Genomic DNA, 12,989 nt, shown 5'->3' with positions numbered 1-12,989 from the left:
AGAATTAACGTGATATTGAATTCGCTTAAAAGCAAAATCAAATCATTGATTTGTTATCTAATATGTATCATAATGCTTGTATATTGAGCAAGTTCATTTTGATGAGTTCGCAAAATAACGAATCCTGAAATTGAAATAGATCGATTTTACTCAAAAAAGGAAGTGAACATCATGATGCTTGGGACAGATGCAGCTTCATTGCTAATTTACGAGGCACTGGCAAGTGAAGCCCGTTTAAACATTGTGCGCCTGCTGCTACAAAACAGGGAAATGCATATCAATGCGCTTGCCCAAGAGCTTTTTCTGAGCAAAGCTATTGTAAGTACACATGTAAGCAAGCTGCAAAAAGCCGGAATTGTCGGTAGCCGAATGAAACGGGAGAATGGTGGAACCTATAAATACTGTTTTATCGTACGAGAGTTCATGACTATTAACTTGTCACCAGAGCCCGTTGATGCTCCTTACCATGAAATATCCATACCGGTAGGTCAGTATACAGATTATGAAGCGTGGCCGACCTGCGGGATTGCGACAACTACGCAGATGATTGGACAGTACGACACACCAGCCTGCTTTATGGACCCGGATCGGGTGAACGCGGGAATCCTTTGGATGGCACGAGGTTTTCTTGAATATAAGATTCCCAATTATCTGTATAACGATCAGCATCTTCGAGAGATTGAAATTTCCCTTGAATTAAGCTCGGAAGCGCCAAAGGTGAACGAAAACTGGCCGTCAGATATTCGCTTTACCCTTAACGGCAATGACCTCGGTACTTGGACAAGCCCTGGTGATTTCGGGGATCGGAAAGGTAAACATACGCCACTATGGTGGAAGCTGGATGTCAACCAGTATGGTGTATTGAAAATGCTGCGTATTAACGGGGAAGGCACGTTTATTGATGGTCAGCGCATCTCGGATGTGTGCGTTCAAGACCTGAATCTGGGTGCATCCACCTATTGGACCTTTGGATTGAAGCCGGAAGAGGGAGTAGCTGGCCGAGGCGGACTCACCCTGTTCGGCAAAGGTTTTGGCAACTATGATCAGGATATTCTGATTCGATACTATTATGATGCTCAGGAAAATAAAACTCCAGACGAATAGGATTTTCGTTTTGATGTCAGTTTATAGAGGGAAAGTTCCACGTTGAACCACCTGCAGAACAATTCCAGAGTAATGGTATTGACAACGATTACATAGCTGATATAAGATACAGCTATATAAGGAGTGTCACTGATTCGATCAGGCACCACCAAAGTCTGGATTTCACAAGTTGGTTTATTACTTGTGTATTGGACATTGGTGGTGCTTTTTGCATACTGGGGGTGATTGCATCATGAGGTTTAAAAAATCGTTAAATAATAACATCGCACTGGCGGAAGACGCCGAAGGCTGCGAAGTCATTGTCATCGGAACGGGTGTTGGCTTCAAAAAAGTAAAGGGACAGCCGATTGAGCAGAGCCAGATCCAGAAAATGTTCCGAATCGGCTCGAATGATAAATATCAGCGAGTCGAGCAGTTTCTCAGCGATATCCCTCTGCAAGTCATCGATATTACGGATCAGATTATTGAAGAAGGCAAGACGATGATCGGAAAAAAGCTGAATGACTCGATCCTGTTAACACTGGCGGACCATATTCATTTTGCGCTGGATCGTTTTAAAAAAGGCGTGGATGTGCAAAATCCGCTTCATTGGGACATTCGCCATCTATATCCTGCCGAATACCGTGCCGGAGAATGGGCAGTTCAAAAAATCAATGATGCTTTTCTAGTCGCATTGCCATCTGGTGAATCAAGCTCTATTGCCCTTCATTTCGTGAACTCACAATTCGACTCGGGCAGTATGAATCAAACGATTAAAATTACACAGATGATTAACGACATTTTAGGTATCATGACAGAACATTTTAGGATGACACTGAATCAGGAATCTGCTGATTTTTCCAGGTTCATCACCCATCTGAGATACTTCATCGTTCGACAATTGAACAGGGAAGTGCTCTCCTTCAAGGATCAGCAGTTTCTGTATGATGTATTGTCGGAGCGATACCCGTCCAGCTTCCAATGCGCACTTAAGATAAAGGAAGCGATGGAGCAGCTTCGCGGATTCGTGATTACTCCCGATGAGATGGTATATCTCATGATCCACATCGAGAGAGTGACATCCCGTACCGATACGGATTGATCTCCATACAACCTGTTTGAAGTTATACCATCATCAATATGAATTGTATATGGAGTGTTACTGATTCGATCAGGCACCACCAAATGTTTCCGACTCCGCATCTGCGGCGGGCCGGTATTACATTTGGTTTTTTTTTCGCCAAAAAAGGAGGAAGCAACATGAATCATCGGGAGTTGTCCAAAGAAATTATCCAGTTAACAGGAGGGCAAGAGAATATTACCCAAGCCTGGCATTGCATCACACGGCTTCGTTTCAACGTTCGAGAGCAAAACAAAGTTCAATTGGAACAGATCAAAGCACTAGATGGTGTGCTCGGCGCACAGTTTCAGAACGATCAGTTTCAGGTGGTCATTGGCAACCAGGTTGCAGCCGTATATGAGCAGATCGAGGATCAGTTGAAGCAGAGTGGCATATCGAAGCCCGAAACAGACGCGCCACGCTCTAAAGGGATTAATACTGTTTTGGATACGATCTCCGGCATTTTCACTCCGATTCTGCCTGCCATCGTAGGTACCGGGATGTTAAAGGGGATTCTGGCACTGCTCGTTACACTTGGAGCGATACAGGAGAACAGCGGGGAGTATCAAGTTCTGTCTTCCATCGCAAATGCGGCCTTTTATTTCTTGCCATTCCTTCTGGCTGTATCGTCTGCGCGCAAGTTCAAAGTGAATGAATATATCGCCCTGACGCTTGCAGGTACTTTATTGTATCCAACGATTCTGAATGCGTATCTGACAGACCAGCTTGAACCGATTCGTTTTCTCTCGCTGCCCGTGTCGATTGTGAATTATACCCAGTCCGTTATTCCTATTATTCTGGGTGTGTGGCTTCTGAGTTATGTACATCGCTGGGTAGATCGTTTTATTCCCGGTCCGGTCAAAGTCATCTTTACCTCGATGATTGTGTTAGTCATCACGGTGCCGATTCTATTAATTGCGATTGGCCCCCTCGGGAATTACATGGGCATCTATCTGGAAATGGGTACTTCCTGGCTCTTTGCCCATTCGGGTCCGTTAACCGGCATTATTCTCGGCGGTCTCATGCCTCTGATTGTTATGACGGGAATGCATTATGCGTTCTTCCCAGGGACATTGCAGAATTTGAGCAAACTCGGATATGACGTACTTTTGCTGCCGATCAACCTGATAACCAATATGAGTCAGGCTGGTGCAGTCACGGCTGTTTTCCTCAAGACCAAAGATAAAGGAATGAAATCCATTGCTTTATCCAGTGGCATATCCGCCTTGCTTGGTATTACTGAACCCGCACTGTACGGTGTCACCTTGAAGCTGAAAAAACCATTTTACGCTTCACTCATCGGTGGAGCAGCAGGGGGTGGCTTTATTACCGCAGTGGGTCTGAAATGCTTCGGTTTTGCTGTACCAGGATTGCTTTCACTTCCGTTATACATTGGCCCGAATGGTGGCATGTCTAATTTCTGGTACGCATTAATCGGAATGGGCATCAGCTTTAGCGTTTCCTTCGTGGTGACTTTGCTGCTCAAGTGGGATGATCCAAATACACGCAATTCCGCCATGTCCGACTCAGCACAAACATTAACCGAACAGGAACAGGATACAACCACTGCCTTTTCTCAAGAAACGGTGACACCTGTCACAGTACATTCGATCGAAGAAAAGAAGGGGGAGGTGTTCAGCCCGCTCACTGGTGAATTGGTGCCGCTCGCAGAGCTTCCGGATCAAACGTTTGCCGAGGAAATGACCGGGAAAGGTATTGCCATTCGTCCGCAGGATGGACGTGTTACAGCTCCTTTTGACGGAACTGTCACGTTGGTTGCCAAGAGTAAACATGCGATTATGCTGACTTCATCCAGTGGAATCGACATTCTCATTCATGTTGGACTAAACAGTGTGTCGCTCAAAGGGAAATATTTTGATGTGAAGGTTGTTGCCGGACAAGAAGTGAAGAAGGGTGATTTGCTTCTGGAATTTGATATGGATGGTATCCAGGGTGCGGGTATTGATCTTGTGACACCGGTCATTGTAACCAATACGCCGGATTACCTCGATGTAGTACCTGTTCAGGTGAAGGGGGTGATTCCAATGAATGAATTGCTTCTTCTCACCGTTCGTTGACAGCTTCATGAATACGACATACAAAAAAAGGAGAGAAACAACATGACAAAAACAATTAAACACTCATTTCCAGAAGGATTTTTATGGGGCGGAGCTACCGCTGCCAATCAGCTCGAAGGTGCATATGACGCAGACGGCAAAGGACTCTCTACATCAGACATGGCACCATTCGTTCCTCATGAGGAGCGTAATGGCAAGGATTTCACCTTCGACGTGGATTCTGTTCAATTGGAAGAATATCTGAGCGGTAACACAGACGTATATTTCCCGAAACGGAACGGCGTGGATTTCTACCACCGCTACAAAGAAGACATTGCCTTGTTTGCGGAGATGGGTTTCAAAGTGTTTCGTCTTTCGATCGCGTGGACACGCATCTTCCCGACAGGCGAAGAGGCTGTTCCCAATGAAGCTGGTCTGGCATTCTATGACAACGTGCTGGACGAGCTGTTGAAATACGGGATTGAACCGCTCGTAACGATCTCGCACTACGAAATGCCTGTAGAATTAACTCGTAAATACAACGGCTGGGAAAGCCGTGAGATGATTGATCTGTATCTAAAATTTGCCAATACGCTGTTCGACCGTTACAAAGACAAAGTGAAATACTGGATTACCTTCAATGAAATGAATATGATGCTGACAAGTCTGTATACTGGCGGCGGCATTCTGGAAGATAAAATTAAAGGTTCGCAGGAACAGGTGGCATATCAGGCGACTCACCATCAATTTGTAGCAAGCTCACTGGCTGTCAAAAGTGGTAAAGAGAAGATGCCCAATGCTCAGATTGGCTGCATGATCTGCCGTCTGGAAACCTATGCTGCTTCTAGTAAACCGGAAGATGTGTTGCAGACGATGAAGGAAGATCAGATGAACCTGTTCTACCCAGAGGTGCAGGCACGAGGAGAATATCCGTCATATATGCAAAGATATTTTGAGGAAAACGGCATCGAACTGGTTAAAGCTCCTGACGACGATGCCATTATCCGGGACAATACCGTTGACTTTATTGCTTTCAGTTATTACATGACGTATATCGGAAAATATGATCCCAATGACAACAGCAACTCTGGTATGCTGGTCAGTCAGATCAAAAACCCGCATCTGAAAGCTACCGAATGGGGATGGCCTATCGATCCGATTGGTCTTCGCGTCGCGCTGAACCGATTGTATGATCGTTACCGGATGCCGCTCTTCATCGTTGAGAACGGGCTGGGTGCTAAGGATAAACTGGAAAATGATGGAAGTGTACATGATACTTACCGGATTGAGTACCTTCGCAGTCACATTGAGCAGATGAAAGAAGCGGTTGCTGATGGCGTGGAACTGATGGGTTTCACCAGTTGGGGACCGATCGATATCATTAGCTGCTCGACTTCTGAAATGGGAAAACGGTATGGATTTATTTACGTGGATCAGGACAATGCAGGACATGGTTCAATGGAAAGAACCCGTAAGGATTCCTTCTACTGGTACAAACAAGTTATTGAAACGAACGGAGAAAACCTGTAATTATATAAAAAATTCTTATACGCCGCCCTAGCGGAAAAGTTCTGGGCAGAATGCATCAACTATCGAAAGGGTACACTCCCGTCCATCGCCGGCATCATTTGATTGACAATTACAGCGGTGAATGTGTCGATAACTTGGTACCTGAATCATTCTCTTTGCTTAAGGAGAAGATGGTCGTACTCCTGAATACCTTAGAAGGTTTGGATACAAACCAAGAGACATTCGGTATGATCCATTTTGATTATAACGATGGGAATTACTCGATCGATTTTGATACCGGTCAGATCACCGTGTATGATTTTGATAATTCATGCTTCGGTTGGTATATGTATGATCTGGCTGATCTATGGACGCACGGTATGGGCTGGATACAATTTGAGTCGGATGTGAGCAAACGCAAAGAGTTCATGGATGACTATTTCCAAACTGCCCTCGCTGGATATACTTCCGAGACCAAGATCGAAGATTCGATGCTGGAGAAGCTGCCTTTATTTATACAAGTCACTCTCGTGGAAAATATTCTAGGTCAATTTGAGGAAATGCAGCGTGCTGGCGAAGAACCGGAAGCTGACGAAGAACTGTTGTATCTCATTAAATGTTTGGAAGAGGATATACCGTACAAGGGATTTTTCCATGACATTTATTCGAGTGATGAACCGTTTACGTATGAGGAACGCTGAAGGGATCTACATCCCAATCATGAATAATTAATGATCAATTCAAACGAAGAGGCAGCCGGAACCGACCGGTTGCCTCTTTGTTTCTCTGCGGCATGTTATTCAAATTTGGAAGGGGGCACGTTGTAAAATTTTTTAAATGCTTTGGAGAACGTGAACGGGTCGGGATAGCCCAGAAATCCGGCAATTTGCTGAATCGTATATTTTTTCTCGTACAGATAGTCTCTGGCCCGGTTCATTTTGATTTGATTGATGTACTGCCCCGGTGTAATACCGAGAATTTTTTTGAACAAAGAAATAAAATATTTCTCAGAAACGCGAGCAATAGCCGCAAGCTCGTTAACTCGGATGGTACGATGCAGATTCGCATCCACGTATGGGAAGACATTCTGCAGAACCTCCAGACTTCCTTCGGTCTTCCTCGCTTTTCGGTCTTTCAGAAACTCACCGTGATACAGCCCTTGCCTATGTAATTCCAGTATTTTGGCGATGACGAGAAGCAGAGAGGCTTTCAAGTAGAGTGGACTTCCAGAAGCGCCGCTACTCTGCTTGAATCTTCGATATGACGAGGTGAACAGCGTTGATTCCTCTTGAATCAGATTGCCAGGTACAATGCCCGGAAGTTGAAACTCGCCGAGAATTCGTTTTTGCTCAGCGATGCTGAAATCAAAGTGCATGTATATGAATTGGCACAGCTCTCCAGTCGTAGAAGCAATATACGGCATATCCGGATAAAAAAACACCACGTCACCCGGTTCTGCCATATGCTCGATTCCATCGATGGTAATCTGGACGGAGCCTGCTGTAATGAACCACAGATCATAATCGGAATGAGACTTGTGCTCCGTCCAATTGCTGTCGTGCGTTTGTTCCAAATAAGAGCTCATACGAAGTGTGATATACTCCGAAAGTTCGTCGAGTATACTCATATTTATAGTTCCTGCATGCATCTAACCCAACTCATTCCTCTCTACTTTATGACATCCTTCATTTTTAACTATCATATCAAAGGAATTATCTATTGTTAACTATCGTACGATATGACATGTATTGAAAACTATCACACATTCCGATTCCAGCTCACTCACCTATAATGAACTTATATCGTTACGAGGAGGGGTTATTGATGAATGCTACAAGTACACAGCATCCAAAGGTAGTTGTTATTGGAGCGGGCAGCCTGTTTTTTGGCCGGCAGTCCATCTGGCAGATGGTACACTCCCCATATTTGAATCAGGGAACGCTGGCTTTGGTGGATACGGACGAGGAAAGGCTCTCAAAAATGGTAAAACTAGCGAAAATGGTCGCCAAGGAGAACAACGTATCCCTCAAGATTGAGGGTTCAGTGGACCGAAGACAGGTACTACCGGGAGCCGACTTCGTTGTGCTCAGCTTTGCGGAAGAATCGGTTAAATATCGGGGCATCGACTGCCAGATTTCTCTAAAGTATGGGATTCGCATGTGTTCCGGTGATACGATTGGCCCAGGCGGGATCTTTCGCGCGATGCGGGAACTGCCGGTTATTATGGAATGCGCTAAAGACATTGAGGAGTTGTGTCCGGATGCTTGGGTGATCAATTATATTAACCCGTCTACCGTTCATGGCATTGCATTACATCGTTATGCACCAAAGCTCAAATCGTTTGCACTGTGCGATAGTCATCATATGCCGCATAAAAAAGCTTATTATGCCGTACGAGCCGGGATCATCGAAAATACAAGCCAGTTCACCGCAGAAATAGACCAGAAATTCGATTTTCGTATCGCTGGTGTCAATCATTTCACTTGGCTGCTCAAAGCCGAATATGATGGAAAAAATGTGATGCCCACAATCGCAGAAGCCATGCGCAAGCTGGCAGGTGAGGAGAACAACGGCGGTGATCGCGGTGCAAAAGCTCTTTTTAACGATGCAATTACCTATAAGCTGTATGATATTTTCGGAATCATTCCCACTTGTACCGCGCATACGAAGGAGTACGTCAGGTATTGGCAGGGGCTTGGCAAAACTGCGGACACCATTCCTCCATTATCGATCTGGGAGACAGAGGACAGGTATGAGCGTCATGACGAAATGTGGCGTCAGGTGGATGACTTTCTTGCAGGGAACATCCCGATTGCCGATTACATGAGCACCTTCGGACCGGATCATGCGACCGACATCATTGAGAATATGGTGGGGAACTTGGGCAAAAAATTCTTCATCAATACACTCAATCAAGGCGCGGTAACCAATATGAATACCGATTCGTTCCTGGAACTACTGTGTGATGTAGATATGGATGGGGCGAAACCACTCCATGTAGGCGAGATGCCGCGTGGGATAAGAGGGATGCAAGAACTTGTACTGGATACGCATGAGCTTACAGTAGAAGCTGTTCTGGAAGAGAGCTATGAGAAACTGAGAAGGGCGATGCTCACTGACCCGCTGGTGAATTCCATCAGTGACGCAGACAAGATCATCGATGAATTGTTGGAACTGGAGCGTAAGATGATTCCGGACGTTTGGTATAAGGATAGACTGCAGTTTAGTTAAGAATAGAGAACGATAATAGACCACGTCTGCTCCTTCAAAGGGCTAACGTGGTCTTTGCTTTTTACTATTTTTTTTTAAAATCCTACTCCACTGTAAACAATACAGTATGGTCTTCATAGTGCGAAGTAATAAAATCACGAAATTCTCTTACAGCAGGAGATAACCATTTTTGTTTGACCCAGGATAGGCTAATTGGATATATCGCTGAATCATCAGCAATTTTTACATATCTTAACCCCAGTTTTCTACATACGGAGATCGGAAGCAACGCAACACCCTGGTTAAGTCTAATAATTTCTAGCAAAGTATGCGAATCGACCTCGAATGCATGATTGGGGAGGAAGCCTGCTTTTTCACAGAGCATGGTGGTAAAACTGCTGTACTCCTTATTATCAGCAAGGGAAATAAAGGGCTCATTGGCAACAACATTTAATGAAATGTTTGTCTCTCCGCCGTATTGATGATTTGTTGGCACAACCAGAACAATGTCTTCTTCAACAAGGACAACACTCTCAATCTCCTCATCCTGAATCGGATGCCCCGTAATGCCCAGATGGATGTCACCTTTCTTCAAACCTGTAATAATTTCACTGCGGGTCCCAATACCTTGATGAAGCTTGGTTTCAGGGGAGGCGTTGATATAGTCACTAATGAGGCCAGTGAGAAATCGGGTATTTGTAATTGAGATCCTGATTGTATTGGATATTTGCTGTTCCTCCGCTTTGATCTCCATCTCTGCATTTTCAATTTCAATAAAAATCCGGTTTACATGCTTCAATAGAATTTCACCTGAGGAATTTAATTGAATGTTTCTTCCTCTCCTATGAAATAGGGGGGTACCCAGTTCATCCTCAAGTCTTTTAATCGTCAAGCTTAGGGAAGGTTGAGCAATATTCAATTGCGCAGCTGCCTTGGAGATATGTTCGGTATAGGCAACGGTCTGAAAATATTTGAGCTGAAGCAATTCCATTCACATGCACTCCTTATTTATTCTGATAAATATATATAGTACTTATTATGTATTATATTAAATTTAAATATTGATGTAGAATTTTTTTTATGAGATACAGATCAAATTTTAAATAGAGAAAATTAACTAAATTTAAGAGGTAGGTGTCTTTGATGAAAATCGATGTGAATAACATAGCTAAAAATCTGAATACACCCCTAACAGCTCCGGCATACCCGATGCCACCGTACAAATTTGTGAATCGTGAATACTTGAATATTATTTACCGAACCGATGAAAAAGCATTGCGATCAGCCGTACCAGAACCTTTGGAAATTACGGAACCTTTGGTTAAATTCGAAGTGATGTGGATGCCGGATGTTTCTGGACTGGGTGCTTATACCGAAGCTGGACAAGTTATCCCTGTGCAATTCAATGGGGAGGAAGGCGATTATGTGCATTCAATGTACGTAGACAATTTCCCCGCGATTGCGAGTGGTCGAGAGCTCACCGCCTATCCGAAAAAGCTGGGCGCACCCAAGTTGTATACCGATTCAGATACACTTGTCGGCACACTTGATTATGGGACGCTGCGTGTAGCCACGGCAACAATGGGCTATAAACATGTGGAGATGGATAAAGAGTTCGCCAAACGTGAAATATGCCGACCTAATTTTATGATTAAGATTGCTACCGACTATAACGGGAATTTAAGAATATGTGATCTGATCCGTACTCAAATTACGGACATCGAAGTGAAGGAAGCTTGGACAGGACCTGCCCGGCTTCAATTGTTCGAACATGCGTTGGCACCTCTTGGAGATCTGCCTGTGTTGGAAGTGGTGTCCGCTTCTCATATCCTTACCAACCTAACCTTAAACGCAGCACAACCTGTATATAACTATCTGGAAGAAAAATAAGGAGGAAATTAAAATGAGAATTGCAATTGTAGGAGCAGGATCTTTGGGAACTATCGTAGGTGCATACCTTGCGGATGGTGGACTTGACGTTGAGTTAATTGATGCATATCAAGAACATGTAGATGCTTTAAATCAGACGGGTGCTAAAGTAACGGGTACCACAGAGTTTCAGTCCAAAGTAAAAGCAATTACTCCTGATCAGAAATCAGGACAATATGACCTCGTGTTACTTTTAACCAAACAACTTTATAACGATTCCATCCTTCAGGAACTACTTCCATTCTTGAAAGAAGACAGTATGGTATGTTCCTTGCAGAACGGGATTCCGGAAGAAAAAGTGGCGTCCATTGTGGGTGAAAAACGTGTCATTGCTGGCTCCGTTGAGTTTGGCGCTACGTTCATTGAACCGGGTGTATCCAGTCTGACTACCGAGTACACTCAATTTAAGCAGTATGCTTTTCAGATTGGCGAATTAAATGGTGAAATCACCGAACGAATTCAACGTGCGAAATCGGTGTTGGATCTTGTGGGTGGAACTCATATTTCCGATAACCTGGTTGGAACCAAATGGTCCAAATTGCTGATCAACAATGCCTTCAGTGGTTTATCGGCTGCGTTAAATGGTGAATACGGGGACATTATCGATCACGAAGCCGGCATTGTGAGTGCAGCTCATATTGCGGACGAGACGATTAAAGTTGCTCGCGCCAATGGGGTTACTTTGGTTAAAATGAATGGATTCGACATCGCTTCACTCGAACTGAACAGCAAAGAAGATATCCCTGAACGGGTGAAAACATTACGTTACGTGATGGAGCCCTCCAGACTGCTCAAAGCAAGCATGCTTCAAGATCTGGAGAAGAACCGCAAAACGGAAATTGATTACATTAACGGGGTTGTTTCAAGCAGAGCAGAAGGTACCGGAATTGCGACACCTTATAATGATTTAGTTGTAAAACTGGTCAAATCTGCAGAAGAAACTCATACCGTTCCTCATTTTGACACGAATATAAAAGCTTTTGAAGAACTATTAAGTGCACAATAATAAATTCAATTATTTCAACTGAAAGTCGCTAATACAGCGGCTTTTTTGTTGTATCAGTAAATCTAGTCAGGCTTGATTTTGCGACAGATAGAATACTCTTCGTGATTTTGTTTCCTAAAATTATACAAAAAGGGGGATTAAATTTGATATAATATAGACTTGCTGGTTATTTTTCTATTCGAAGGAGATACATATGAGGAAATCTTGGGGGGAATTCGTCTTTTATTTGACGGTGTTTGTCTTTGTTTTGTTTATGACCTGGAATGACTATTCACTATTTTGGACAATAGGGGGTGTAGTCGTTACCATTCTTATCGTATTTTTTAAACATGTTTTTTATCCTTTAGTATTTGATAAGCGTATAGATCGTTTAGAGTCCTTTTTATCCAAGCAGCAAAATACACCTGGGACATACATTATTTATGTTCTTGCAAACAGACTTGATGATGAGGTAGAACTAGTTATGGAGCAAATTATGCAGAAATATAAGCGAAGAACAACACAAGCACAGTTCAAGGCAGCTTACGGATTATATCGCAAGGATATGTTTGCCATTCGGCAAGCTGTACCTCATATCGGCTTATCGGACTACCGTACATATTACGAAACCATTCTACTCTTGGAAGACGGGAAAAGTGAAGATGCGCGTGAAAGACTTCAATCCATTAAAAAACAGTGGATGCGATCAACACTGCTCGCGGGTCTTGAACTCAAAGCAGAAAACCGTGATACCGCCATCCAGCACGCTCATGAAGCACTTAACTCTTCCAGAGGTGTTAATCGTTATGTCTTGTATAAGGAATATGAAAGAGTATTACCAGAAGTTGTTGAACACATATCGTAAACTCGACATTATTATTTGCTTGCTGTATAAGGAATTAATAACTGTTGGATAATAATGACATTGACAACTGCAGTTTTTTTCAAAATAATAGTATGTAATTGAATACTGGTACCTTTAATTCAGTCCAGAGAGGCTGGCAAGGGCAGCGGATTTCATAATCACGCGAGAAACAGGGCATATTCCGTAACGGGATGCTCTGTGTCTTCGCGCGGGTTATGATGCAAAAAGAGG

11 protein-coding genes are annotated in these 12,989 nt (G+C 43.7%); 9 read left to right on the top strand and 2 right to left on the bottom strand.

Translation table 11 applies throughout. From position 1 onward, the window contains the following. The first annotated feature begins 171 nt into the window (after positions 1-171). From J7E78_RS19295 to J7E78_RS19275, 5 genes are all read left to right on the top strand, one after another. Positions 172-1,104: an ArsR/SmtB family transcription factor gene (locus tag J7E78_RS19295; protein WP_215077796.1), complete on the top strand. Its 933-nt coding sequence runs from the start codon at positions 172-174 to the stop codon at positions 1,102-1,104. 232 nt (positions 1,105-1,336) lie between these two features. Next, positions 1,337-2,185, top strand: coding sequence for a BglG family transcription antiterminator LicT (gene licT, locus J7E78_RS19290; RefSeq protein ID WP_215077795.1), 849 nt, complete (start codon positions 1,337-1,339; stop codon positions 2,183-2,185). A 158-nt stretch (positions 2,186-2,343) separates the two neighbouring features. Beyond that, positions 2,344-4,281: a beta-glucoside-specific PTS transporter subunit IIABC gene (locus J7E78_RS19285; protein WP_215077794.1), complete on the top strand. Its 1,938-nt coding sequence runs from the start codon at positions 2,344-2,346 to the stop codon at positions 4,279-4,281. Positions 4,282-4,323: 42 nt separating this feature from the next. Then, the gene (locus J7E78_RS19280; protein ID WP_215077793.1) at positions 4,324-5,790 is read left to right on the top strand and encodes a glycoside hydrolase family 1 protein; all 1,467 of its coding nucleotides are present in this window, start codon (positions 4,324-4,326) and stop codon (positions 5,788-5,790) included. Positions 5,791-5,801: 11 nt separating this feature from the next. Further along, positions 5,802-6,470, top strand: coding sequence for a phosphotransferase enzyme family protein (locus J7E78_RS19275; RefSeq protein ID WP_311517655.1), 669 nt, complete (start codon positions 5,802-5,804; stop codon positions 6,468-6,470). A gap of 95 nt (positions 6,471-6,565) precedes the next feature. Here the strand turns inward: J7E78_RS19275 and J7E78_RS19270 are convergent, their stop codons facing one another. Further along, entirely contained in the window at positions 6,566-7,417 is an 852-nt protein-coding gene (locus J7E78_RS19270) for an AraC family transcriptional regulator (RefSeq protein ID WP_215077791.1), read from the bottom strand. A 176-nt stretch (positions 7,418-7,593) separates the two neighbouring features. Here J7E78_RS19270 and J7E78_RS19265 point away from each other — a divergent pair, with 176 nt between their 5' ends. Then, positions 7,594-9,000, top strand: a complete 1,407-nt coding sequence (locus J7E78_RS19265) for a family 4 glycosyl hydrolase (protein ID WP_215077790.1) — start codon at positions 7,594-7,596, stop codon at positions 8,998-9,000. An 82-nt stretch (positions 9,001-9,082) separates the two neighbouring features. On the opposite strand, the gene J7E78_RS19260 is transcribed toward J7E78_RS19265, so the two are convergent. Continuing rightward, positions 9,083-9,970 carry a LysR family transcriptional regulator gene (locus J7E78_RS19260; RefSeq protein WP_215077789.1) on the bottom strand — a complete coding sequence of 296 codons (888 nt, stop codon included), beginning with the start codon at positions 9,968-9,970 and terminating at the stop codon, positions 9,083-9,085. Between the two features lie 152 nt (positions 9,971-10,122). Between J7E78_RS19260 and J7E78_RS19255 the strand changes: the two genes are divergently transcribed. The 3 genes from J7E78_RS19255 (at position 10,123) to J7E78_RS19245 (ending at position 12,758) form a co-directional block, all read left to right on the top strand. Further along, positions 10,123-10,869, top strand: coding sequence for an acetoacetate decarboxylase (locus J7E78_RS19255; RefSeq protein ID WP_215077827.1), 747 nt, complete (start codon positions 10,123-10,125; stop codon positions 10,867-10,869). 13 nt (positions 10,870-10,882) lie between these two features. Beyond that, positions 10,883-11,914, top strand: a complete 1,032-nt coding sequence (locus tag J7E78_RS19250) for a ketopantoate reductase family protein (protein ID WP_215077788.1) — start codon at positions 10,883-10,885, stop codon at positions 11,912-11,914. Positions 11,915-12,107: 193 nt separating this feature from the next. Further along, on the top strand, positions 12,108-12,758 hold the full coding sequence (locus tag J7E78_RS19245; RefSeq protein ID WP_215077787.1) for a hypothetical protein: 651 nt from the start codon (positions 12,108-12,110) through the stop codon (positions 12,756-12,758). Positions 12,759-12,989: the final 231 nt, after the last annotated feature.

Source organism: Paenibacillus polymyxa, from assembly GCF_018614975.1.
Lineage (GTDB): Bacteria > Bacillota > Bacilli > Paenibacillales > Paenibacillaceae > Paenibacillus > Paenibacillus polymyxa_E.
This window is presented reverse-complemented; position numbering and strand designations above follow the sequence as displayed.